The organism is Photobacterium sp. GB-72, from assembly GCF_003026095.1.
In the GTDB taxonomy this organism is placed as follows: Bacteria; Pseudomonadota; Gammaproteobacteria; order Enterobacterales; family Vibrionaceae; genus Photobacterium.
Window position 1 is genome coordinate 81,907 of record NZ_PYNV01000012.1, and the last position, 25,780, is coordinate 107,686.

Consider the following 25,780-nt stretch of genomic DNA (forward strand, 5'->3'; position numbering starts at 1 on the left):
AATCATTTCTCATTGTAATGGCGATAACCATCATTAAATTCAATATCATAGCTTTCATCGTATTGGTGCTTTTCTATCAAGCTTTCACAATGAGGGAATTGACAATAAATAGGGTATGTACGATGTAATCCATTTTCGATGAAGGCTTCAAGAATGCCATGAGTATCTGCAATGAGTGTTTTATCTTCCATATATCGACTCCAAACAAATATATGTGATATCAATATGAACGTTGTATCATAATTGATACGACCTAGTTGTCTTATTGGCAATAAATATGACTGAAAGGGATGTTGTAATTATAGCGGCTTTTGTGATGTACAGATTTATTGACAATGTTTTCGCTATCTAAAAATGGAAAATATCTTTAAATTTAAACGTTTATAAATATATCTGCTATAACAATATAAAGTGATAGGGTAGTTATTGATTGAAACTATGTATGCCAATAAGCGATAGGTCGGTGTGTATGAAGAGTTTGATATTAAGCGTTCTGTACGGTGTATTTTTATTTGGTCCACTGATGATACAAGCTGAAATCGTTTCAAAACCATTAGAGTCAACAACAAGTTTTATTGAAACGGTTGATAGTTACGAATCATCACAAACACAGCAACAGGGAATTACGGTTTATCATCCAGTATTGGGCTATGCGAATTATGAAAATATCGTTTGTGATTCTAACGATAATCATCAACGACAATTTCAAGACCTAGTAACAAGCTACTGTTTACAGCACAGCGGTAAACTTGTAGGCAATTGGTGTGTGGACACACAAAACAATATGCCGTTGTTTCATACAGAATTAAACCAGCATAGTATGGATTGTCGTTCAGGCGGAAACGCATCAATAATCCATGTTCTTGAGTTTTTACCTTCAGTAGAACACGATCAGCGAACACAACAGAATTGGTTACAGGTCGCGACTGCTTTTGGTTATTAATCTCTGAATGATGTGCTTTATAACGTTGAATGCATCTACGGTGTATTTTCAGATATTAGGAAAGCATTAAAAATTAGCTGTAGACTCTACAGCTAATTAAAGAGATGGCTCGATGAGAAATAAATGGAAGAACACTATGTTTGTTGTTTTAGATTAAATAATAGATAGCTTCTATAAGCTCTATTTTATCTAAAGGCTATATATTATGAAGTGGCATTAATTCTTGTTAACTGCCCATTACTGTTCATCTTTATTAACAATTATATCTAATTATAAATCTTCCCTTACAAATATATAAATGCTGAATTTCTAGTAATGCCTTTGCTTTCTTTAAATTAATGAGATAGATAAAGTTTAAGCTGGATCACACTCAGCTCTATTTATATATGCTAATTATCAATTATAAAATATACATCTATCTTCTCTTTATTGATAAAGTTACGGGGGAGTAACATAGTATTATATAACCCTATAAAAAATACGCTTTCTAATCGTAAAAAAATATTAAAAATAGGATATCGAGATTCACAGATTCTTTATCTCTTGCTTAAACACTCTCCAAATGTTGTCCCAAAGAAAGATATTATTAAATTTGCCTGGGGCAGTGAATGTATTGGAGAGACATCATTAGCGAAAAGTATCAGCAAAATTAGACTTTCACTGATAAAGTTAGGTATTAAGGAATCACCCATAGTGACAGTACCTAAAGTTGGATACCGTTTAATTGAAGGCGTGTTATTTGATGAAGTGCTTAATGCTAAAATATTGATAGAGAAAAGCGAAAAAAATAAGGATTTCTCAACTGACTATACACGGCAAAGCAATCATGGAAAGAGATATCGGCCTTTAGTTTGCTCTTTTCTTTTATTTGTCATTTTAATTTCCACACTACTTGTAACAATCAATAAAGGTCATAGCATTAATACAGATCTTGAAATGAATGCGTTGATAAATAAACCAAGGGTAAGTTTATTAAACGATTATCCTAATTACAAAATTTTGGAATTAAACGTTAAAAAATTATCTTAATCAAAATTCAGTTTATTACGATAAAGTTTTTTAAAAAAGACTGATTTATCAAATTACAAGTCACTTATAACATGTTGAAAATTATAGTCATAAAATTTCAAGTAATTTCATTTTTACTAAATTTATTAATATGGAAAACTGGCATAGCTCTACTTTGAGTGCATCATCAAATTAATATATATGAGGATTGTTCATGCGAAGTATCTACATAAGTATATTGTTAGCTACTGTCCTTCCAACCTTAACAAGTCGTGTATATGCACAGAAGGTGTACCCTGAACAAATTGTACTGGATCACTTAGGTTCAAATATTTGCCGAGCAGGCTACCATCCTCTTGACCATTATGAAGCTGGGGAGCATGTAAAATCTCTTCTTCCTTTTATGGATGACTGGCAAATCGTCTCGCTAAAAGGTCTATGGGTCGTTATGGGACCGGGTTACAAAGGTTTGATAAAACAACAACCCGCAGGAACTAGCCCTCCCAACACTTTTTGTTATCCTGATGAAAACCACACAGAAATCCCTAACTACACTGCACTTGAGCTACCAGAAGGTGATGAAATCGATGTTCAATATGCACTATTACATGACCAAGATAATTTTATTCGGCCTTTAAGCCAACTTGCTGATTATCTGGGTTATGCATGGGTTGGTGGCAATCATGCTCAATACGCTGGCGAAGATATGAACATTCAACATATCGGTGATGACTGGGTTATCCAAGGAAATGATATTGGAACGTGTACCGGTTATCGGTGTGATGAAAAGACTAAAATCACAGTAAATAATTTTGCCTATCGTTTAGATGATGACAGTTTCTGGCATGGTGATGTCACTGAGTCGGACAAAAAACTAGTAAAAACCATTACCGCGTTAGCGAGAAACGACAGTGATCAAGATCAGAAAATTTCCGTTAGCTTAAAGTTGGATGAATCAACAACGTGGTCAAAAACTGATAATTACGGGTTTTCTGCAAGAGTAACAACTGAAGATGCTTTCAATTGGCCACTCGTCGGAACGACAAGGCTAAATATTAGCATTGAGGCAAATAAAAACTTTTCACAATCTAAAGGCGAATCAACCAGTGAGCAAGTTTCGTTAGAAGCACAACCAACGGTGCCACCTCACTCAATTATACCGGTCCGCGTCGATTTATATCTCTCATCTATTGCTTACCCTTACCAGTTTAATGCAGATATAAGTTACGACGTCAATTTCAATGGATTTCTACGCTGGGGAGGTAATGCGTGGCATACACATCCAGAAAAACGACCATATAGAAGTTATACGTTTACCGTGGGACGTGGCAGTGATAAGCCCGCGAATATTCCTTATCAATGGGAACATCGATATATTCCAAATGAAGTACAGTGGTGGGATTGGAGCTGGGCGATAAATGAAATCGGACTGGGCAATATTCAATCTGCCCTTGGTATGAGTTTGCGTCCTTTCCATTCTTTTGTCTCTGGTGATTTTTCTGCCGAGTCTCAATATGCTGGCACTATGGATATTGGTAAAGCGCAGCCTATAGACAAAAGTTCTCTATCATTAAAAGATAATGTTACGACTCAACGTGCTGGTAATGTAGAGGTAGCATCGAATTTTGATGCTGATGAACTTAATTCATTAGGTTTTACTAATGCAGAATTGAGCGTACATGCAGTAAATTAACGTCATCGTATAAAGCGGTATTCACTGTTTGCCCGTAACTACGTGTTGCGGGCTTTATCGTTGTTAAAAATAATCTGTTTATTACCCATTTCATGCTTTAAGTGTCTGTATGGGGAGATGTATTGTTTTTAGACTATCAATCAGACATAAGATAGTTAGCTATAATAGTAGGGATAATGTTACGTTACATGAATGTTTTATAATCCGTGGTGTATTTTTATGTCTGACTTTAAAAAGAAGTGGCGAGATGTCTTTTTTGTCATTCTATTCTTTTGGGGGATTTCGTTTGTTGCTTTTATTATCAATCATAGTTTTAATGGCGCATTAAATAGCTACGGTTTATTACCTCGCCACGTTAGCCATCTTAGCAACATTGCGTTTTATCCTTTTATCCACGGCAGTTGGTCTCATTTAATTTTTAATCTTACTTCTTTTACACTATTGGCTCTTGGGGTGGGGATTAATGGTGTTGCTCGGTTAATTAATGTCATTTTGTTGTGCTGGTTATTTGGCAGTATCAGTGTCTGGTTGTTTGGACGTATCAGTTACCATGTCGGATTAAGTGGGATCATTTATGGCATTTGGGGCTACTTGCTTATCTATGGTTTAGTCTTAAGAAGTATCATGTCATTAATTATTACATTTTTAGTGCTGGTTTATTTTAGCTCGATGATTTGGGGTGTCTTCCCATTTAATTATTTGGTGAGCTTTGAAAGCCATTTATTTGGTGCTATCGCTGGTGGCGTTATTGGTTACTTTCTTGGCAAAAAAGACCATGGAAAATTAAATTGCCATTACGATCAGAAACCCTAACAGAATATAATGGTCTAATAGCTATATGAATAAGAAAAGGATAGGTGAATTATGTTAATTACATTTCATAGTAAAGGAAGTAACGATATTACAATGTTTGGTGATATCGCACAGCAATTGATTCATATGATGGGGTTTTGCGAAACAGTCCCTGGTGCTATTCGAGAAGAAGATATCGCACAAGCGCTAACAAACCTAAAAGATGGTATTAATAAAGCTAAACAAGAGAATAAGCAGAGTGGCATTACTGCTGATCCCGCAATAGAGCCAAACCCGCTTGATGCCGATTTAGATGACGCTGAATTTGAGCCAGAAATTTCTTTATCAGTACGTGCTATGCCGTTGATTACCTTATTAGAATCAGCAGTAAATGAAAAAAGTTATGTTATGTGGGAATAGGAAACTATTTAACAATATGTAGCGGAGCAAAAGGATCATCGTCAGGATCGTTTTGCCACAAATATTCTGCTTCAATAGCGACTTTTCGTGCAACATTGTCACCAAATTGGTAGGCAATAACCGCTAATGCCATGTCTAAACCTGACGAACAGCCTGAGGCAGTAAAGATATTGCTGTCTCGCACCCATCGGGCTGACGATTGCCAATCTACATGATGTCCTAGCTTTTTAACCCAATGAAATTGCTTTTTATTTGTTGTTGCTTGGCAATAGTTGAGTAATCCCGCATTTGCTAATAATGCTGAGCCTGTGCAAACAGAGCAGATTAATTTTTGTTTAGGCGCAATGCGTTTCAACCAAAACAACACCGTTGGATTGTTAATTACCGATTTAATCCCACTGCCACCGGGAATGAGCAAAATATCAGAGCCGAACGTATCATTAAAACTGAGTTGCGGTGTAATCGATATATGTTGTTGGCTTAAGATTGTTTTTCCATCAACAGAGATTGTTTGAGCGTGATAAAGGTCCGGTAACAAGCCGAACATTTGTAACGGTCCAAAAGCATCAAGCAGTTGAAAATTATCAAACAAAAATAGCGTGACTGTTTGTGGCTTTTTCATTGTTATAAAACCTTTTATATGCCTTTTAACGATTAGCATAGCTAAGATTTTGAAACCATTTGTCCGATATTGAGATGGTTTTCGAGGCCTGTTGATGGATAAAGCTTGTTATTCAGCGCTGAACCATTACAATCAGCGCCTTGTTTAAAAATGATGAAAATATCAGCTGGCGCGATTATGAATAGAAAAAAGAAAATTAACGAAACGCTTAAAAAGAGAATGAAAAAGGCGAATGCTAAGTTACATAAAAGTAATAAGCCTCGCTACATCTCTAAAGCGGAACGTGCCAAGTTAGACGCTGAAGCAGCACAACAAGTGTCTGCCGAAGAAACCATTTCACCATCAGAAACTGAAACTATGAGTACAGAAACAACGGTTTCATAACTACGTATTTATCAGTAAATTTTCAACAGGGAAGGTAAGCATTACCTTCCCTGTTTTATTCTCATTGAACAGCACGTTTGTTCAATAGCTGGCTTAAATTAGCCACTACTATCGCCAAATTGGCGTTTTATATAAAAGAGAGATGCTATGAGTTTTGCCTCTTTAGGCCTATCTGCCCCAATTCTTGAAGCTGTTGCAAAGCAAGGCTACGAAAAACCATCACCGATCCAAGAGCAAGCGATCCCAGCTATCCTTTCGGGTAAAGATGTAATGGCGGCGGCCCAAACTGGTACAGGCAAAACAGCAGGCTTTACCTTACCTTTGCTAGAACGTTTAGCGAATGGTCGACCTGCTCGTTCAAATCACGTACGCGCACTTGTATTAACCCCAACACGTGAGTTAGCCGCTCAAGTAGGGGAGAGTGTAGCGACTTACGGTAAAAACTTACGTTTAAGCTCTGCTGTTGTTTTTGGTGGCGTTAAAGTAAACCCACAAATGCTGCGTATGCGTAAAGGTGCTGACGTATTGGTGGCAACACCAGGGCGTTTAATGGATCTTCATAGCCAGAATGCTGTGAAATTCCGTGATGTTGAAATTTTGGTTCTTGATGAAGCTGACCGTATGTTAGATATGGGCTTTATCCGTGATATCCGTAAAATTTTAGCGTTACTACCCAAAGAGCGTCAAAATTTACTATTTTCAGCAACCTTTTCTGATGAAATTCGTGAGCTTGCAAAAGGCTTAGTGAATAATCCAGTAGAGATTGATGTTAACCCACGTAACCAAACAGCACGTACTGTGAAGCAGTGGATTTGCCCTGTTGATCAAAAGAAAAAACCTAACTTATTAACTAAGCTACTTAATGAGCGTAATTGGAAACAAGTGCTTGTTTTCACTAAAACCAAGCACGGTGCGAATAAACTTGCTACCCACTTAGAAAGTCGTGGAATTTCTGCGGCCGCTATCCATGGTAATAAGAGCCAAGGCGCGCGTACTAAGGCACTTGCTAACTTTAAGTCTGGTAATATTCGCGTACTCGTTGCGACAGATATTGCAGCTCGTGGCCTAGATATTGAACAACTACCACAAGTTGTGAACTTTGATTTACCACACGTAGCAGAAGACTATGTACACCGTATTGGTCGTACTGGTCGTGCTGGTTGTGTTGGTGAAGCGATTTCATTAGTGTCGGCAGAAGAAGCAAAAGATCTTGCTGCAATTGAGCGTTTAACACAGCAAGTGTTTGATCGTGAAATTATTGAAGGTTTTCAGCCAACTAACGCATTACCACAAGCTAAGCTAGATACACGCCCAATTAAACCGAAGAAGCCTAAAAAGCAGAAAACGTTTGTGGCGCGTGAAGGTGCAGCGACAGGTGAAAAGCGTAGCGCAAACAATAATAACGGTGGCACAAAGCGTAAACCTACCTCTCGTCGTCCACAGGGTCAGTCTACTGATGCTACAAACAACGAGAAGCGTTCAGAGCAAGGTGCAAGACCTGCACGTAAGCCACGCAATACAGATGCGAAACCACAATCAAATGGTGATAAGCCTCGTCGTCGTTTCAACGATGAAAAGCCGAAATCAGATGGTCGTCGTCGCTCTCCACAGCGTAGTCGTGCACCAAAAGCGACAGCGTAATAACGTTTAACACGTTAAATAAAAACGACTGATAAATACCTTTTACAAAAACGGTATATCAGTCGTTTTTTTATCTGCTTATTTTAGCAAACCGTGGTTATAAGCCGTTATCAGCGAACCGAAAGTTAGCTTTGTACTAGGAGCGCAGTGATAAGGTCACAATAGGGATAGCGTGATCAGTACTGTAGCCGTCAATATCAAAGCTTGAATTGACCAAATGCTTATCTTCAGTGTGATAATGGCTAACTTCAAATAATGAGCCTAAATAACTCGCATTGAACTCCTGTGATAACAGAATGTAGTCTAATACCGATCCTTTGCCATTAAAGTAATGGGTAGAAGGGCGAGTTGTTTCTTCATCTTGTGGATTGACTTGAGTATAAAGCTGCCAACCATCGTAAAGGCAATAGAAGTTAATTAAGCGCTCAGTGTCACTTTCTGACATCCCATAAACACGACTTGCCGTTAACTCTTCTAAACAACTACTCGAAATAACATCGTTATAATCGCCACACAGCACCATCGGATGACTGGTTTGCTCACGTCGCTTCACCATTGCAAGTTGCAGTAATGCCGCTTCAGTGCCCCGTAGCATCGATGAACCCCAATTCCCTAAACGTTGACCAAGAAAAGAAGAAAGCGCACTGCCTGATTTCGCAATTGTCTCAGGAAGTGGATCATCAAATAGAGAACGCTTGGATTTTAAATGAGTGACATAGCAGTCTGTTGCGCCAATATGAGGCATATCAACCGTCGCCCGCAGTGGCTTGCGACTAAATGAAAACTCAGTCCAGCCCAGTAATTGTGCCGCTTCCTTATCGGCTTCAACAGCGATAACTTCAGTGATGGGAAATTTAGAAGCAATGGCGACAACGGGGCTACGATAAATAAAATCACCTTCTACCTTAGGTTCATCAACGACTGCAAAATAGGGATAGCCAATATCGCGTAATAATGCTTGCAAATCCTCTGCGCTAAACACTTCTTGAAAACCAATAATATCCGGTTGTTGGGCTTCTAAAATCGAAGTTAGCCAATGCTGTTTTTTATGCCATTGTTCATAGCTATAAATATTTTCAAAATCATAATAAGCATTAGGGGGAGCAAGATAATTCAACAAATTAAAACTTGCGATTTTGATCTCCGACTGAGCGATAGGCACTTGGGGGAAATGTTCAGCATCTGACTGTTGCAAAATCGAACTCTCAGTGAAGTTATGAAAAACTGTATAGCTGTTTTAGCATACTTGTTACGTTGAATATACGACTTATTGTTAAGCGTAACGGTGAAATAAGGTATCGATTTTGGCTTTTGGTGTTTTTGCTAGTTTTATCATTAATTCAAAAGAGACAGAGTGAAGATGATATTGTCGCTTAATATCTTCAAGCATGACTAACCATAAACGAGCTGTCATTTCAGAATCGGCTAACGCGCGGTGAAATACACCATTGTGCTCAATGTGTTTGTAATCCACTAACGTGCCTAATTTATGATTCGGTGCATCTTGATATAAACGTCGTGCAATCAGCATTGAACAGGCAAATGCACCTGTATAGTGCCGGCCAATATCCGCCAGCTCTGCGTCTAAAAAACGCTGATCAAAAGAGGCATTATGTGCCACAAGGTTGGCATCACCAATGAAATCAGCAAAGGCATCCATTACCTCATTACATGGTGGTGCAGTGCGTAACATGTTATTGCTGATCCCCGTGTAACCTTCAATAAAGCTACTGACACGAAAACCAGGATTCATGAGCTGTTGGAATTGATCAACAACTTCGCCATTAACTAATTTAACAGCACCAATTTCGATAGCGCGATCGCCTTGATTGGGAGATAAACCAGTCGTTTCGAAATCGAGAACAACCACGCTGTCAGCGGAGCGAGAAAGGGTCATGGTAAAACCTATAGAGAGAGAAGGTGGTCATTTTAATGGTCGTAGAGGGCTTGTAAACTCCTCAAACACATTATATCGCGATAACTGAGGTTAAATTATCGTCAAACAGGCAACCAGTTATTACATTCTAGCGAGAGATCACGCATTATACGGATTGGGTATAAGTACAATTCTTTGTTAACGACGGCACATATGGCCATTGAGATCTCATAAGCATCTATGAAGAAAGAAAGAAGTCAATTTCGTGATCACCAAGCTGAAGTGTCGCTATTTAAGCGTCGAGCGCTTGCAGGGTTTATTGGGATTATCATTTTATCGTTTGTGTTAATCGGTAATTTGTACCACTTAGAAGTGCAAGATTACAGCGAATATACTGCTCGTTCGAATGATAACCGCATTAAAATTATCCCAGTGGCACCGAATCGAGGCCGTATTTACGATCGAAATGGCGTTATTCTCGCAGAGAATATACCGGTCTATTCTTTAGAAATTATTCCAGAAAAAGTCGCACACCTCACTGAAACACTCGACAGTTTAAAAACCTTACTGGGTGTAACGGATGATGAAATAGACTCTTTTATGAAGGATAAGAAACACACCCGTCCGTTTATGCCGGTGACATTAATTGATCAGATGACGGAAAAGCAAGTTGCAGAGTTTTCCGTTAATGAATTTCATTACCCAGGTGTTGATGTTGATGCACATTTAGAGCGCTATTACCCTTATGGCTCAGCATTAACACATACGTTAGGCTATGTGGCTAAAATCAACGATCGTGATATTAAGTCATTAAAAGAACAGGGTATTTATAATAACTATAAGGCCACGCGTACGATCGGAAAGCTCGGTGTTGAACGCTACTATGAAGATTTACTTCATGGTCAATCTGGTTATGAAAAAGTCGAAGTGAATAACCGTGGTCGTATTATTCGTACCTTAGAATATGTTCCGCCTATTTCGGGTAAAGATATTAAGTTGACGATCGATCTTAATTTGCAGTTGTTCGCCAACAAGCTATTAACGGAAGAAGTCAAAGATCCCAAAACAGGTAAAATGGTGACGAAAACTCGTCGTGGTGCGATTGTGGTATTAAACCCGCAGGACGACGGCGTACTAGCGATGGTATCAAGTCCTAGTTATGATCCTAACTTGTTTGTGCATGGTATTACGTCCAAAGAGTACAGCAAATTATTGAATAGTCCTGCGCACCCGTTGGTAAACCGAACCACATTAGGGGTATATCCACCGGGTTCAACGGTTAAACCACAAATTGCGGTTGCGGCATTAGCGACAGGGGTTATCACACCCAACACAGTACGTAATAACCCGGGCTGGTGGCGAATTCCTAATTCCAAAAGTCGTAAATTCCGTGATGATGTTCGTTGGGGACACGGTAACGTTGATGTATATAAAGCGATTGAACAATCAGTAGATACTTTCTTCTACCAAGTGGCTTATGACATGGGCATTGACCGATTATCGACATGGATGAACAAATTTGGTTACGGCGAACTCACCGGTATTGATATTAAAGAAGAAACATCCGGTAATATGCCGACTCGCCAATGGAAGCTCGCACATACCAAACAACCTTGGTACCAAGGTGACACCATCCCTATTGGTATAGGTCAGGGTTACTGGACAGCAACACCGATGCAAATAGCCAAAGCAACCTCGGTTGTGGCAAATTCTGGTGTCGTTCATCGCCCTCACTTGCTATATGCGATTCTTGATGGCAAGAAAGAAGATATTGTTAAATTTAAAGACTTTCCAAAAGTCGAGCCTGTGCCATTAAAAGATTGGAAAATTGCACAAGAAGGCATGCACTTAGTGACGACGAAAGGGACGGCACGTAAAGAGTTTAAAAACTTAGCGTATGAAGCCGCTGGTAAAACAGGTACCAGTCAGGTCTATACCATGTCTGATACTCAAAATTACGATGCGAATGAAGTTGCGGAGCATTTACGTGACCATGCATTGTTTACTGGCTATGCACCGTTACATGATCCGAAAGTACTGGTATCCGTTATTTTAGAACACGGTGGATGGGGACGTAACGCCGCACCACTTGCTCGCAAAATCATGGATTACGTGTTAGTTAAACCGACCCTAGATCCTGCCGTGCAGAAGCAGGCGAAGAGTGATAAAACGAAGGCTGAAACGCCTGTAGATGTGTCGAAAACGGCTGAGATAAAGGCCAGCTAGTGACGATAAACGCACATTGATTAAAATACGAAAAGGTCACGTCAGTGGCCTTTTTTACTTTTTAGCGATGTGATTTTTTAAACCGTAATTTAAACCGTAATAGAGAGAGGATTATTCAATCACACTGCCCCAAATGGTTAAAATATCATGAAGCTCGGAAGCCAAATAAGGTTTACATAAAATGTCATTCATACCCGCTTGAATACACGCTTCACGTTCAGCGCTCGTTGTACCGGCGGTTAAGGCAATAATGGGTTTGGAATAGTCTTGCTTTCGTAATTCTCTAGTTGCGGTGTAGCCATCCATAATCGGCATTCTGCAATCCATAAACACCACATCAAATGATTCCGCATTTAATATATCTAATGCTTTTTGTCCGTTATCGACAATGGTTGGTTCAATTTGGATTTTGTTTAGCATCAGCTTAATGATCATTTGATTGGTCTTTAAATCTTCAACCACTAACACTTTTAAATGCTTAATTGGCGTTTTATGCGGTTGTCTCACTTTGGCATTAAAATGAGTATGATCACTTGTGGGTAAGGGTAAGGAAACATTAAAACATGCACCACGCCCGAGCGAGCTTTCAACGCGGATAGAGCCACCCATTTGTTCACATAGCTGTTTGCAGATCACTAAACCTAGCCCTGTGCCTTCATGGCTTCGTTTGCTGGTATTATCCACTTGGCTAAAAGGTTTGAATAACTTGTGTTGGTTTGAGTGATCAATACCACAACCGCTGTCTTTTACCGTAAATTGTAGCTGTTTGTTTTGCCACCAGAACTTAGCGTGCACAAAACCTGCAGGGGTGAATTTAATCGCATTAGAGATCAAATTAACAAATATTTGCTTAATCCTATCTTCATCACCAATGAAAAATCTTGGTAAGTCATGGGAGTAATAAATGTTAAAATCTAATCTTTTTTCGTGGGAACGATGGGTAAAAATATCTTCCAATTTTACTGCTAATAAATGGCAATCAAAGGGTTTTTCAATCAGCTCCAACATACCTGCATTTATTTTGCTGTAATCGAGTAAGTCATTAATGATCGCCCGTAGCAATTCACCTGAATGATTCAATGTGGTTAACAATTTCTGTTGGTCGTTATTAAGCGGTGTATCTTGCAGTAATTCCGCAGCACCAAGAAGCCCATTAAGTGGTGTCCGTAATTCATGGTTGATCATAGCGAGAAAATCACGGGTTGAACGCTCTGAATCTTCTGCCCGTTTTTTAGCATCAATAGCTTGATTAAACGTTATTTGCCTACCAATAGCGGATCGAAATAACTCACCAAACAGCGCCATATGTTTTTGAATCGCTGGCAATCGGTCATCGGTACATATGATTCTGACGGCTAATATACCTATTTGCCCTCTGTTATTAACAATATTTATCCAAAGAGTATGGCCGCCTTTATCCCATAATGAATGGGTCGATTCTAGCTCAGCTGGAGGTGTCCATTGCTGTAAACGGCCGCTGGAGTAGCTCCCTGATATATTAATATTATCGGCAGGGTAAATGGTGATATGACAACCTGATATGTAATTACCATCAACGAGGCTGTCTAACAATTGTTGAATACTTTCCCTCGTCGCACTGTGCTTTAAGAATAATCGGGCATAAAGAAGTAACAAGTTTTCCATTTTGTTCTGATAAGTTAAAAGCTCAGAATCAAACTTCGCCTGCATTTGTAATTTTTCGTACGAATCATTAAGCATTTGATTTGCATTATAAAGCTCATGACTTTTCGCTTCTAATAACTTTTCAGCGGCTAATCTTGATGCATGTTCGCGTTGGAGTTTTTGTTTTAATAAAGCAATATGTTTTTCAGGATCGATCATTAATTATCACTCAATGACAAATGAAAGCGGACACTGTTTTTGCTTGTTGTTGGTACCAGTTCGATAGCAAGATGTTGCTTAAAATAATCGGCACATCCTTCTAATAACCCCAAACAGACATAACCCATGCATCGCGCTGAATAATAATCCATTGTCAGGGTGGTTTCTGTTTCATTAGAGAATTCAAAGCGAGGGGGAGTTGTATCCGGGTAAAGCTTTTTGACTTCTTGATGTATGTATGACTCCACACTGCGAATAAAATCGAAGGTGTTGGAATCGGTAAAGTCATGATTTGGTAATAAAGTGAGTAAGCGAGGGAAAACAGCGCGACCGAAGGTTTGTTGAAGGCTTTCAGCGGAAACGCCGGTAACCTTATGTAAACAAATAATCAGCTTGACTAACCGTTGGTGCTCATAGCTACCGACAGAGGTATAAACACCTGGGTCGTCAGCCATATCTAGCATTGACTGGCACACTTCTAGATCGAAAGTACGTTCAACAATATCGAGAAATTCAGTAAAAATGATCCCTTTCATACTCTTCTCCGATGTATTCTAGATACAGACTTTAAACACGTAATAAAGGAATTAAAGTCTGTAATTTAGTATGGCAGAGATTGAAGGTTCGTCAAAAACAACAGGTTAGTTGTTGAAGAAAGGGCTAAATTACGAAGCTGATTATTAGCTTCGTAATCATTTTTATTTTTGGATAATGACAGCTTGCGAGAATTGCTGCGCAGAATGGATAAGGTAATCTTCCATATCTGTAATTAATTGCTGCTGGTTCGGTAATGGCAATGCATACACGTCAGACACCAGGCTATATTGCTCACCATCTTCTGCATGAGTATAAATCATGCCACAAGCGGCCGGTTTTCCTTTGAAAAAGCCAACATAAAGCGTCGCTTCTGCATTAGGCTCAAACATAATTTGAGTTAAATACTCAATAACCGCTTCTTTTTCTTGTTCATTTTCCCATTGAGAGGCACGAACTAAAGAATAGCGAATAGTAAGAGGGTGGCAATCAACCGGGTAGAAAGATAAAGAGGGTTCGGGTGTCGGTAACGAAGTATCGATGCAATGCGTAGTTAAATCAGTTTGAGATAGTTGATACAGTTCTAATCCCTTTACACTTAGCGGTGTTGGAAACTCAGCATCAGTAATATGGCTTGCCATCCAAGCGTTTTTTAAAGTAATTAGTTGTTCTGTAATAACCTGCATATCGTCGCTTCTTTTATTTAATTGCTGATACCTTAACTTAATTACGGTAAAGAAGGTATGTTAATTCAAGTAATTGAGTGAAAAATACACACATATGTAAGTGTAACGTCAGTATTTTGCTTGTTTAATAATGTTTGCCAAATTATAGATACTTTTTGCTCTTATATTGGATAGGGTTTGAGCCTAATAAGCGTTATCTTGTAAAAGTATGAGTGCCGCAGGCGTAAAATGATTTGAGCGGTACTCAAATTTAGGACTGAATAAAATGAAAAAGCTATTATTAGCCACATCCATTGTTTTGTTACTTGCAGGTTGTAATGACCAAGCACCTAAAGAGCAATCGCCAAACGATCAAACGCAAACTGTCGCCACAACTGAAACCGTTGTAGAGCAAACCCAATCTGTCGCGCCAGAAACGCAAAAAATCCCTAAATGGGTATCAGAAAATAAAGTGACAGCACCGCTAGATAATATTGTAGATGGCGATGAAACTTACAAAGCCGTTTCTTATTGTAAGCCGCATGATTGTGCCGGTAACTTTATGATCACCCTAACGGGTAAAGACAACAAAGCATATTCCATGGTAGTACACGTTAAAGATACCAATGGTGCTATTACCAAGCCAAGTGAATACGCGAGTTACCAATTTATTGGTAATCCTGATGACAACATGAAAGGGCTACTACAACAAGCGTTGCTACAAAATCCGAACTGGAAATAAATACATTGAGCTAACGTTTGAAGTAAGAATGATAAAACGTGCCGTGCTAGTGACAGCACGTTTTTTTATGCCTGAATTTTTCAGCACGATGCGTCATCAATGAAGAGAAGAGTAAGCACAACATCGCTTTTGTTGGCAACATTCTAAACTCAAATATCGAACCTTATACTCACTCAACAGGCCATGGGTATGATCTTCGTGTGAATGAATGTGTAAACAAGACATTATCCAATCTGCTTTTCATCGATAAATGCCCTAATGAGATGCAATAAAGTTGCTATGTTTGTGACAGCTACGCAGAAATGCGATTTATCTCACGAGTTACAACGGGTTATAAAACGATCGTTTCATTAACTTCATGCTTTATTTAGTAAGATAGGTGTGTGTTTTTTAAAACGAATGATTGATCTGTTTTACAGGCAAGGAGCCAAGATTGTTCAAGCTTTACTATTACCCCAATAACGCGAGTTTAGCGCCGCATTTTTTACTTCATCATGTAAAAGCGGATTACCAACTATTGCTGGTGGATAAAAAGTCCAACGTTCAGAAGTCTGCCGACTACCTGAAACTCAATCCAGCAGGGCGCATACCAACATTGGTGATAGGGGAGCAAGCGATCTTTGAAAGCTCTGCTATATGTATTCATCTTTGCGAACTCCATCCACAGTCTGGATTAATGCCTGCAATTGGCAGCCCTTTACGCCCGATGTTTTATCAATGGTTAGCGTTTCTAAATAACACCTTACAAGCTGAATTAATGGTACGGTATTACCCACACCGCCATACCAATGATGCCGCGACGATCCCGAATGTTGTGGCCGCGCAAGATGATAGAATTGCCGATGCACTCTCTATTATTAATAACCAACTTAAACACAATACATATTTGCTTGGTGACAGCCTAACCGCCTGTGATTACTTCTTGTTTATGTTGGCAGAGTGGTCGTTACCAATAAAACAATCACCACTGACATTTCCATATCTTGCAAAGTACTTAACGAACCTTTGTGATAACCCAACCATTAAAGCCGTGTGTGAAATAGAAGGTATCGATCTCACGCCGTTTAAATAACAAACGCCTGTTGTGACTTTGTTTTCTGTACCTAGGCTGACTTGCAGATTGAATTAGCGCGTAACTGTAACAAGATGTTTATGCGCTATATTCAAGTGCTTTTTAAATGAAGTAGTTTTAGATAAAACACCATTCAATTACAAAAAGCGCGCATTAACCATGAAACTATTACTACTAATACCTTGTTTATTTCTGTCGGCTTGTAGCTTAACCCCACATAAGGGATCACCAATATGTATACCCATGCCGGTAGGTGGTATTTATTGTGGTAAGTAACAAATTACCTTGTGATGAGAGAGCAAAAGGTGGGAGAACTGGCGGAAGACTCATTCGTTCCGCCATATTGTTATGCAAGGGGATCAGTGCTTAATAATCACTTCGCTGTTGTCTACCCGATGGCGGTCGCCATAAATGCCGTCTTCAGCACGAGTGCCACAACCAATCACCATTGTGATTTCAGCTTTAGGGTTTAAACCAAGCAGTTGTTTAACGCGCTTAGAATCAAAACCTTCCATTGGGCAGGTATCGTAACCTTCCGCGCGCATTGCGGTCATAAAGGTCATCGCCGCAAGAGATGTGCTTTTATGTAAACACACACGCAAATCCGCTTTACTCACTTCACGTACCATCGGCTTTTTACGCCCTAAATACGCCACAATTACCTTACGAATAGTGCTCATAATGCCAAAGCTATCATTACGGTATAAAAATGGGATCAGCTTTTCATAGTATTTAACAGCACGCTTAGATGTTGCATCTTCACGACCATTAAAGGCATCACGAATTTGTGCCGCATTCATTTTCGCCCGTTGTTTCCACATATAAGGCGTCGTGGTGATAACAATTAACTCGCGTGCTGTTTTTGCCGCATTTTGCCCCATACACAGCTTTGCCAGTTGCTCGCGTTTATCGTCACTGATGACACGATGAAATTGCCACAATTGCATGTTTGAACTGTTAGGGGACAAGGTGGCGAGGTTAAGTGCACGGGTTACCGCTTCATGATCAAAAGCACTGTCTGCATCATATTTACGTACCGAACGACGGCTATGCACCAACTCGGCATATTGCTCGGCTTTAGATGATGTTGTTAATGGTGAAGATGCTGGTGAATGAGACGCAGAGCGTTCTTGTTCAAGTGTATCGTTCATGTTTTAAACAACCTATGTAATATGAAAATTGTTGAGCGTATTTCTACCTGTTATTGGGTTGTGAAGCAAGGGGACAATGAGTATCAAAAACTTTGTATTCTTTATTTCTATTAATATAAAGCACAAAAAAGTATGTCTATATTTCCTTACATGTTTTAAATGGAAATTGTTATGTATCTATGTTCTTATGGAGGGGATTAGTGTTAAGTGATTGTTTTTATAATTCTTTTAAAGAATGCTTTTTATGTGCTAGCTAGATTATTAGGCTTTCATAATTTTATGTTAATTCTTTAATTAGTTAACCACTTGTTATCCTACTAAGGAATATTAGGTTGTTTATAAATTAGATTAGCAATTAAAAATAAACGGCGTATATCACTATTTATAAAGATTTACATTGTTATGGCTTTTGGTTTGTATAGCAAACCATCATAGGAATTAAAAGTTGTGTATTTAGAAAGTCTGACCATAAAAAATTACCGAAAATTTCGGTCTACAGGTAACACTATATGCTTTGTTAAGCCTGAAGTAATCGACAAGAGTATAGAAAATGATCAAACAAGGTCAGTGATTGCTCCTTCAACAACTTTAATCATTGGTAAGAATAATGCAGGTAAAACTACCATCGTTAATGCCTTAAAGATGCTATGTAATAATGAACAACCAACAGCATCAGATTTTAACCTTTCCTATTTAAATGAGTTGTTCAACAAGTATAAAGAAGCTTTTGAAGAGGATCCTTCGACAACATTCAAAGATCTTGAAACTCCTAACTTAGAATTCACCTTGAAGGTTAAAGTGGACTTTAATGATGAAGACTTAATGACTCATCTTGCACCTTTTATCTCAATTAGTGAAAAAGGTGATGGTGAGCCTATTAGTGTTTGCATCATGGTTAAGGTAGTGCTTAGCGAGGAATCTACATTTAAAGAAGAAGTAAGTAAGATTTTTAAGACTATTGATTCAGAAGGTAAAGAGCTAGAGAATAACCAGCGGTTTGAGAAGTTTTACGCATTGCTTTCAAAAGAGACTAGTGTTATTCAAACAGGGGGAAACCTTTATCAAATTGCATTCATCGATTCTTTTGGTGATGAAACAGAGAAATTTTCCCTTAAAAAATTGATTAATATTAAAGAAATCAAAGCTAATCGTCATCTTAAAGAGGATGTACTAAGCAGTGTTTTTAACAAAATAGTTGCCTTTCAGTTCTCTCATGATGATAAATCTCGCTTTGCTTTAGAAAAAAGTATTACATCGATAAATACACGGATATCTCGAGATGTAAGTTCTAAAAATAAAAATATTTCTCAGGTCTTGGAAAAAGTAGAAAGCTCTAACAAGGTTGATCTTAGGCTATCGGGAAATATTACTTATGATGCGGTAATGGAAGGGTTAATTAAATACAACTTTATGGATGGGGAAGATCATATCCCTGAAGATCAGTTTGGATTAGGCTATATAAATCTACTAAATATTATTGGTGAAATCATCCACTTTGTAGATAGTTATGAAGACAAAAGCCACTTTAGTCATATTAACTTACTCTTCATTGAAGAACCTGAAGCGTTTATGCACCCTCAGATGCAAGAGTTCTTCATTAAGCGTATTGATAATGCGGTAATAAAAGCATTAGATATCGCAAATGCTGCTTCAAAAGGTGATAAAACACTTCAGTGTCAGATAGCGATAACAACTCACTCTTCCCATATTGTTAATAGTAAAATTCATAGCAGCAATACTTTTAATAATCTAAATTATTTAACTTCAATCAATAAATGCACTAAAGTTGTAAATCTGACAGATGATGCGGTGGTTTCTAGTAATGATAGTAATGCCAATGAGAAGCTTAACTTCTTAAAGAAACATATAAAGTACAAAGTTTCTGAGCTGTTCTTCTCTGACGCTATTATCTTTGTTGAGGGAATTACAGAAGAGACTTTACTAAATTACTATTTGGAAAAGGATCAAAATCTAAGTAATTATTATATTTCCATTTTTAATATAAACGGTGCTCATGGAAAATTGTATCTACCATTAGCGCAAAAACTAAGCATTCCGAGTTTGATTGTAACCGATTTAGATATCAAGCGTGCAAAATGTGAGAAGAATGAAAACCACAAGAAAGGTGATAAATGTAACCAGTGTGGGTATGGCATAAGGTATGCTAATGGCGCGCTAACTAATAGCTATGGTAGCCGGTGTGATATGAAAACGGTATTTGCTAAACCAAGTTATAAACAAATTACTAGTCTTGTTGGCCGTACAACAACTAACTCAACGATCACATATATTAATGAAAAGTTTTCAGAAAATTCTGATGCCAAAAGACTTTACAATATAAAGTTCGTTGATGATGGTAATGTTTATACTGTCTTTCAAAAAGACCCTATTGAAGGGCAGTATGCAACTAGCCTAGAAGAAGCACTTATTTTAACGAATTATAAAAATGATATTATTAATGATGTAATAAAAAAATGTAAGAAAGATATCTATAATGAAATTCTAAATTATGACGACAGTCGTAAAGACTTACGAGAAAACTTAATTTATAACTCATATAAATTACAGAAGAAATTATCGGGCAGCAAAAGTGATTTCTCCAATGAATTAATTTTTAAAATATTATCTTCAGAATATAGTGATGATTTGCCTAAATTACCAAACTACTTAGAAGATGGGTTAAAGTGGCTTGTTAGAAATCTTCAAGCGAATGAGATGCCAAAATTAAATATAGTGGAAGCGGTAATTGATACAGAAGCTGAGAGTAATGTATTAGATGATGCGGAGGCCGTAACTGATGACGCATAATGAGATTATGGAAATTGATGTTCAGAAAAATATTTATAAAAATATCGATGACTTTAATAGCTTTATTTTTAATGCTGGTGCTGGTGCAGGTAAAACCTATGCTCTGATAGAGACACTAAAATACGTTATCATCAATAAGATCTCCGCTACCCAAAGTCCACAAAAAGTGGCCTGTGTCACTTATACTAATGTGGCGGTTAATGAGATAAAGAATCGATTGGGCAACACAGAGGTAGTAAATGTTTCAACTATTCACGAAAGGTTATGGGAATTAATCAAAAGAGCTCAACCTCAACTTTTGCAATGTCATAAAGAAAAAATTGAGGCGGTTATAAATCAAAACCAACAAAAGCTAATTAGTAATACGAAAGAAGCAAAATTCTTTAATGCCCTTACTGAGTTACAACGGCAAGAATTCATTGAGTTTGCTATACAAACTAAAGACTTTTTCTATCAATCAAATAAATTAAAAGCTGCTCCTTTTAAAATGGCTTATAAAAATAATGTTAAGATCAAAAAGCCAGAATTTCTTGAAAAAACATGTCTAAGTAGTGCTGTTAATTTTAAATATGTCGTTAAGCTATTGTATAAAAACGATAGGCTCCAAGAATGTTTAAAAAGAATTGATGATGGGAAAGAAAAACGTGTTAATTATGATAGTAAGGTAAATACAGACAGATTGCATCGTATGAAGTTTAGTCATGATACTTTACTTGAGTATGGGCTGAAACTCGTTAAAACATATCCTATTCTATGTCGAATTATTATTGATACTTATCCTTATTTCTTTATTGATGAGTATCAGGATACACATAGCAACGTGGTTAAGTTTGTCAAAACCATTCATGACTATGCGATTAAAAATAATAAACAGTGGATGGTTGGCTACTTCGGTGATACTGCACAGAGTATCTATGAGGACGGGGTAGGGAGAAATATCACAGTTCTTCATGATGGACTTGATAATATCAATAAGATATTTAATAGACGCTCGCATCAGCAAATCATTGATGTGGTTAATAATATTCGTGATGATGAAATAGTTCAAAAGCCTATCTTTGATGACAGAAATGATGGTTATGTACGCTTTTATTATAATAATGCAGAGGATAAGTTAGGGACAGCGAAGCAATTTATTGCTGAATATAAAAGTGATTTAACTAAAGCTAGTAAGGAAGAAGGCTATACAGCTGCCGATGATGCTAAGATCCATTGCCTAGTCTTAACGAACCGACTCATGGCAAGCTTTAATGGATTTGAGAGTGTGTATGATGTGTATAACAAGTCAACTATTTACTATAATGACATAAATACCCAAGTTTTATCTCATGATTTAGAGAAGCTTCACCCAACGGTTTTAACTATTTACTACCTGATTAAGCTATATCAAGATATACAGAAAGGAGAAGTTTCGTACTATGATGTTTTTGGAACATCAAGCACGAATATGACTTTTTCCAAAGCAAGCTTGGTTATTCGTGAATTAGAAAATAAAGATGTTGCATCATTAAATAACTGGATCGACTTAATTATTAATCGACTTGAAAATAGTGATGGTAAAGAAGAACTAGGTAAATTACTAGTTAGTCGCATTAATTATGAGCAAAATGAAGTTACTTCTCCTGATGTGTTTCGATCAACATTGTTAGACAGCATTAATACTTTAATGAATGAAGGTTTGGAAGATGAAGATACAGCCCAAACAAAAGTAGATAGTGTTTTAGCATTGCCAATGACATCCTTAATAAACTGGGCTAACTTTATTGATGGTATCGAATATGATGATATTAGCTACCATACTTATCATGGTACTAAGGGTGAAGAATACAAGAATGTTGCCATCATCCTAGAGCATAGTTTTGGTAAACAGAATACAGATAAATTTAAAAACTACTTTAATATTGTACAAAAGGTTGCCAAAGGAAAAGAGAATTTGTTCTCTGATTCTAAGGACGAAGAAAAGCATATTAATACACAAAATTTGCTTTATGTTGCTTGCTCGCGTGCAATCAAAAACCTCAGAGTATTGTATTTGGATGATATATCGGACATTGAGAGTGGCATCAACACTATCTTTGGAGAAAGCAAGCCTTGGCCAACTTGATATATATATTCTCTATGACTTTCTGATTAATTCTTAAAGCTTAGTTTGGATTATAAAATTTAATAAATTTTAATAAAATAGTATTAAAAAATCCCCACTTATGGCATTTTCTAAGTGGGTAGGATGTTAGACGAAAAACATTGTTAATTAACGTTTGAGTCACCTAATACTTGGCGGAGTACTTATAATTCTCCGTCATTTCTCATGAAGAGGTTAGTAAAGATTTAGCGTAAAAATCAGCTATTTATTTTCACAAAGATGGAAAGGGAATAGCTTTTAACTAATGCTAGAATACCTTTTGTGAAATCTTGTAAAAGCTCGAAGTATAAGATACAAGATCTGTACACCAAAATGCGTTTAAAACAGGCTAATAAGTTATATCAAATCACATAAAATTAAGAAAAAACTGATGAAGTGAAAACTAAATAGATTTAAAACCTTAAATATTGAAAGTCGATCAAATATATGACTAACAGAAGTGAGAAGCGTAGTTTTATTACCTTATCTGTTTGACGTTTAACTGTCGATAATAGTAGGTAATATCTAGGAATAAATTAGTGAAACTGGCGCTTTTTAAAGGTGGTTTTAAGTCGAAAAATTGTTAGTTATTCCTTGTAATTAAATGTAAAACATGGAAAAGTTTAAGTTTGTGGTGTTAACTGTTTTATTTATCTAGCGAGAAAAGTTAAAAATCTGATGGTTAATTATCTATGAAAACAGTTTTGTCATAAGATGAAGAGCGTGTTTAAAAAGTAAATAAGCTACTGTAAAACACCAATGTATGGCGTCTCATGCATAACATATGTCAAAATTAAAAATATTGGGAAAGGATTGAATATTATGATAAACGAGGCGTTGCTTTCTGCTGGAGTGACTAAGGCATTTGAGGTATCTTTTACTGAATTATTGAGTGCTATTAAAAGTAAGACTAGTCACTTTAAGAAATTAAAGATCGATATTCCAAATGCATATAGAAATGCAATTCTTGTCGAAAATGTAAAAACAATTTGGCAAATAGATAAAGCTGTAAATTTAAATGAATTTTATTTTCCATCGAAAATAATTGTTGGCGGTGAAAAAATTAAGATAGATCGTCTATCGAGTATACCAAGTATATCAAAATGCGTTATTGAGGGGACCGCAGGGCAAGGGAAATCTATTTTTTTAAGATACCTTACTGGCTATGAACTGAAGTATGGAAGTAATATTCCTCTTTTTATAGAGTTACGAAAAGTTTCTGACAAAAAAACGATTGAAGATTTAATTTGTGATTCACTAATCGATCTTGGAATAAACGTTGAAATACATCAGCTTCATTACTTGTTTTCTTCAGGAAAAATTACGTTATTATTAGATGCGTTTGATGAAATACCACTTAATAATATAAAAGAAACTATTACTTTTATTGAGTCTCTAGCAAGTAAATACCATGATTTGCAGGTTGTTATATCATCAAGACCAAGCTCTGAAATTCAAAAATCAACACTATTTACCGTGTATAAATTAGCAGAAATAAATCCATCTGATTTTAGACCTATTTTGAATAAGTTTTTTTTTAACGATGAAGGTAAGGTTGATGAAATTATAACATCTATTCATAAAAGTACTACTGATATAGCTAATTTAATTAAAACACCATTACTCTTGACATTATTATGTATTACTTACAAAGGTTATAATAAAATTCCAGAGTCACTTAGTGACTTTTATAATGGATTGTTTCATTTGTTAGTTTCTAGACATGACTCAACTAAGCCTGGTTTTATTAGGGAATATTCATCAAAACTCAACGAAAATCAATTGGAAAAATTATTTCATGCATTTTGTTTTCAATGCATGGTTAATAATAGTTCGATATTATCACGTCTTGAGTCAGTAGAATTTACAGATAAAGCTTCCAAATTAACTAATATAAGCCCATGCTCTGAAACGAATTTTATAAGAGATTGTGTTAAAAATACCTGTTTACTTTTAGATGAAAATAATCAATTTCATTTCATTCATAAAAGTATAATGGAATATCATTCAGCTCGTTATATAAAAGATGCTGACGTAGATTTAAAAAAGCGATTTTATAAATCAGTGTTTGTAAAATATTCTAAATACAAAGATGTATTGAAATACCTAAAAGATATAGATGAAACATTCTATCAAAAAGAATTTGAGATTCCTTATAGAATTAAATGGAATGAGTATTTTAAATGGGATGGTAATAGCTATAATTATGAGAAAATGGGAAATGATATAACTTTAGATATCGAATGCTTTAATGGTCAATTAAGAATTTGTACTGTTAAAGTTTCAGGTGTATTAGGTGATGAAATAACTAATGACTGGGAAATTCCTAATTTGGTTTTTGACTATCAAGATCAAATCGATAATGAAAATTTTAAAGCTAGTAGAGATATAAAAATAATTGAAATTAAAAATTTATATGAACTTATATGCTCTAAAGTAGAATTATTAAATATAGAAAACAATAGTATACTTGAAAGATTAATAGAGGATCATAAAAAATTGGATGAAAGTATTTTAGAAATAACATTCTAGAATTATAAACTATTTCGAATAGGTAATTTTTGTATTCAATTATTGAATTCTATCTTCATTACCTATTCGGCTAGAGGTAATCCGAGCTCACCATTGACATTAGTGTTCCAAATGAAGTGGGTTTTCAACCTTAACGTGACTCCAACGGGTAATAACGATAACTTTCCATACCACAAGTAAGTGCTTAATCACGATAAATGCCGAGTAATTCATTGTCACTTGCTGCTGTGTGTGATCACCAAACGATTCTTTCGAGGCTGAGTTAGCATACTTTTTAAAGTAGATTGGATAAGGTATGCATAATCCACATTGGGTTTCTCTTGAGTGAATATTAAAGGTAGCCTCAGATGAAATTAATCAGTAGATACACAGTCACTATCCTCTTGAGTCTTATCGGATGGGGATGTCTGGCTATATACGTCTATAAAGGTTCTTATGTCGATGACAATGGCGTGTTAATCGAATCATTTGGTTTTATTCCTCTGTTTTGGCTGTTTCAATTATTGGCATTGGTGAGCTTAATTTATACCGCCGTAAAACATAGAAAACGAGGTAAGGTATAAGGCTCAAATAAAAGCGACGCTGTAATTTATACGGCATCGCTTTTTTATTATCTTTTGTGTGCAAATGAAGTAGGTATTAAACCTTAACGTGACTCGAACGGGTAATAACGATAATTTTCCATACTACAAGTAAGCACTACATCA

The 25,780-nt window shown here is 36.7% G+C and carries 21 protein-coding genes and 1 pseudogene; 14 read left to right on the plus strand and 8 right to left on the minus strand.

Features of this window, described 5'->3' with window-relative positions; translation table 11 throughout:
- Positions 1–2: 2 nt before the first annotated feature.
- Complete coding sequence (locus C9J40_RS14130) at positions 3–191, minus strand: hypothetical protein (RefSeq protein WP_045082326.1); 189 nt, start codon at positions 189–191, stop codon at positions 3–5.
- A gap of 278 nt (positions 192–469) precedes the next feature.
- Here C9J40_RS14130 and C9J40_RS14135 point away from each other — a divergent pair, with 278 nt between their 5' ends.
- From C9J40_RS14135 to C9J40_RS14155, 5 genes and pseudogenes are all read left to right on the plus strand, one after another.
- Positions 470–943 (plus strand): hypothetical protein, encoded by a 474-nt coding sequence (locus C9J40_RS14135; protein ID WP_107247267.1) that lies wholly within the window; start codon positions 470–472, stop codon positions 941–943.
- A gap of 453 nt (positions 944–1,396) precedes the next feature.
- Positions 1,397–1,690 (plus strand): annotated as a pseudogene (locus C9J40_RS22270) (transcriptional regulator); the annotation flags it as partial.
- A gap of 475 nt (positions 1,691–2,165) precedes the next feature.
- Positions 2,166–3,644 carry an aerolysin family beta-barrel pore-forming toxin gene (locus tag C9J40_RS14145; RefSeq protein WP_107247268.1) on the plus strand — a complete coding sequence of 493 codons (1,479 nt, stop codon included), beginning with the start codon at positions 2,166–2,168 and terminating at the stop codon, positions 3,642–3,644.
- A 219-nt stretch (positions 3,645–3,863) separates the two neighbouring features.
- Positions 3,864–4,457 (plus strand): rhomboid family intramembrane serine protease, encoded by a 594-nt coding sequence (locus C9J40_RS14150; RefSeq protein ID WP_107247269.1) that lies wholly within the window; start codon positions 3,864–3,866, stop codon positions 4,455–4,457.
- Between the two features lie 51 nt (positions 4,458–4,508).
- The gene (locus tag C9J40_RS14155) at positions 4,509–4,856 is read left to right on the plus strand and encodes a DUF1840 domain-containing protein (protein WP_107206879.1); all 348 of its coding nucleotides are present in this window, start codon (positions 4,509–4,511) and stop codon (positions 4,854–4,856) included.
- A gap of 4 nt (positions 4,857–4,860) precedes the next feature.
- Here the strand turns inward: C9J40_RS14155 and C9J40_RS14160 are convergent, their stop codons facing one another.
- The gene (locus C9J40_RS14160) at positions 4,861–5,478 is read right to left on the minus strand and encodes a DJ-1/PfpI family protein (RefSeq protein ID WP_107247270.1); all 618 of its coding nucleotides are present in this window, start codon (positions 5,476–5,478) and stop codon (positions 4,861–4,863) included.
- A 177-nt stretch (positions 5,479–5,655) separates the two neighbouring features.
- Between C9J40_RS14160 and C9J40_RS14165 the strand changes: the two genes are divergently transcribed.
- Positions 5,656–5,862: a DUF2986 domain-containing protein gene (locus C9J40_RS14165; protein ID WP_039871979.1), complete on the plus strand. Its 207-nt coding sequence runs from the start codon at positions 5,656–5,658 to the stop codon at positions 5,860–5,862.
- Positions 5,863–6,009: 147 nt separating this feature from the next.
- On the plus strand, positions 6,010–7,503 hold the full coding sequence (locus tag C9J40_RS14170; RefSeq protein WP_107247271.1) for a DEAD/DEAH box helicase: 1,494 nt from the start codon (positions 6,010–6,012) through the stop codon (positions 7,501–7,503).
- 136 nt (positions 7,504–7,639) lie between these two features.
- Here C9J40_RS14170 and C9J40_RS14175 read toward each other — a convergent pair whose 3' ends face one another.
- The gene (locus C9J40_RS14175; protein WP_107247272.1) at positions 7,640–8,698 is read right to left on the minus strand and encodes an endonuclease/exonuclease/phosphatase family protein; all 1,059 of its coding nucleotides are present in this window, start codon (positions 8,696–8,698) and stop codon (positions 7,640–7,642) included.
- 78 nt (positions 8,699–8,776) lie between these two features.
- Complete coding sequence (locus tag C9J40_RS14180) at positions 8,777–9,400, minus strand: PolC-type DNA polymerase III (protein WP_107247273.1); 624 nt, start codon at positions 9,398–9,400, stop codon at positions 8,777–8,779.
- A 219-nt stretch (positions 9,401–9,619) separates the two neighbouring features.
- Here C9J40_RS14180 and mrdA point away from each other — a divergent pair, with 219 nt between their 5' ends.
- A complete protein-coding gene (gene mrdA / locus C9J40_RS14185; protein ID WP_107206884.1) occupies positions 9,620–11,605 on the plus strand; it encodes a penicillin-binding protein 2 in 1,986 nt (661 codons plus the stop codon).
- Positions 11,606–11,716: 111 nt separating this feature from the next.
- Here mrdA and C9J40_RS14190 read toward each other — a convergent pair whose 3' ends face one another.
- The 3 genes from C9J40_RS14190 to C9J40_RS14200 all read right to left on the minus strand — a co-directional run bounded on the left by C9J40_RS14190 (position 11,717) and on the right by C9J40_RS14200 (position 14,667).
- Positions 11,717–13,447 carry an ATP-binding protein gene (locus C9J40_RS14190; RefSeq protein ID WP_107206885.1) on the minus strand — a complete coding sequence of 577 codons (1,731 nt, stop codon included), beginning with the start codon at positions 13,445–13,447 and terminating at the stop codon, positions 11,717–11,719.
- Entirely contained in the window at positions 13,447–13,983 is a 537-nt protein-coding gene (locus tag C9J40_RS14195; RefSeq protein ID WP_107247274.1) for a heme NO-binding domain-containing protein, read from the minus strand. Before C9J40_RS14195 ends, C9J40_RS14190 begins: the two co-directional genes overlap by 1 nt.
- Positions 13,984–14,145: 162 nt before the next feature.
- Positions 14,146–14,667, minus strand: a complete 522-nt coding sequence (locus C9J40_RS14200) for a hypothetical protein (protein WP_107206887.1) — start codon at positions 14,665–14,667, stop codon at positions 14,146–14,148.
- Positions 14,668–14,932: 265 nt separating this feature from the next.
- Here C9J40_RS14200 and C9J40_RS14205 point away from each other — a divergent pair, with 265 nt between their 5' ends.
- Both C9J40_RS14205 and C9J40_RS14210 read left to right on the plus strand, forming a co-directional pair.
- Positions 14,933–15,388 carry an Ivy family c-type lysozyme inhibitor gene (locus C9J40_RS14205; protein WP_107206888.1) on the plus strand — a complete coding sequence of 152 codons (456 nt, stop codon included), beginning with the start codon at positions 14,933–14,935 and terminating at the stop codon, positions 15,386–15,388.
- Positions 15,389–15,821: 433 nt separating this feature from the next.
- On the plus strand, positions 15,822–16,460 hold the full coding sequence (locus tag C9J40_RS14210; RefSeq protein WP_107247275.1) for a glutathione S-transferase family protein: 639 nt from the start codon (positions 15,822–15,824) through the stop codon (positions 16,458–16,460).
- Positions 16,461–16,819: 359 nt separating this feature from the next.
- Here the strand turns inward: C9J40_RS14210 and C9J40_RS14215 are convergent, their stop codons facing one another.
- Complete coding sequence (locus C9J40_RS14215; protein ID WP_107206890.1) at positions 16,820–17,611, minus strand: nitroreductase family protein; 792 nt, start codon at positions 17,609–17,611, stop codon at positions 16,820–16,822.
- Positions 17,612–18,058: 447 nt separating this feature from the next.
- Here C9J40_RS14215 and C9J40_RS14220 point away from each other — a divergent pair, with 447 nt between their 5' ends.
- The 4 genes from C9J40_RS14220 (at position 18,059) to C9J40_RS14235 (ending at position 25,636) form a co-directional block, all read left to right on the plus strand.
- On the plus strand, positions 18,059–20,419 hold the full coding sequence (locus C9J40_RS14220) for an AAA family ATPase (RefSeq protein ID WP_107247276.1): 2,361 nt from the start codon (positions 18,059–18,061) through the stop codon (positions 20,417–20,419).
- Positions 20,409–22,523: a UvrD-helicase domain-containing protein gene (locus C9J40_RS14225; RefSeq protein WP_107247277.1), complete on the plus strand. Its 2,115-nt coding sequence runs from the start codon at positions 20,409–20,411 to the stop codon at positions 22,521–22,523. The genes C9J40_RS14220 and C9J40_RS14225 overlap by 11 nt, the downstream gene beginning before the upstream one ends.
- An 840-nt stretch (positions 22,524–23,363) precedes the next feature.
- The gene (locus tag C9J40_RS14230; RefSeq protein WP_158259558.1) at positions 23,364–25,073 is read left to right on the plus strand and encodes an NACHT domain-containing NTPase; all 1,710 of its coding nucleotides are present in this window, start codon (positions 23,364–23,366) and stop codon (positions 25,071–25,073) included.
- Between the two features lie 347 nt (positions 25,074–25,420).
- Positions 25,421–25,636, plus strand: a complete 216-nt coding sequence (locus C9J40_RS14235; protein WP_107247279.1) for a DUF3955 domain-containing protein — start codon at positions 25,421–25,423, stop codon at positions 25,634–25,636.
- Positions 25,637–25,780: the final 144 nt, after the last annotated feature.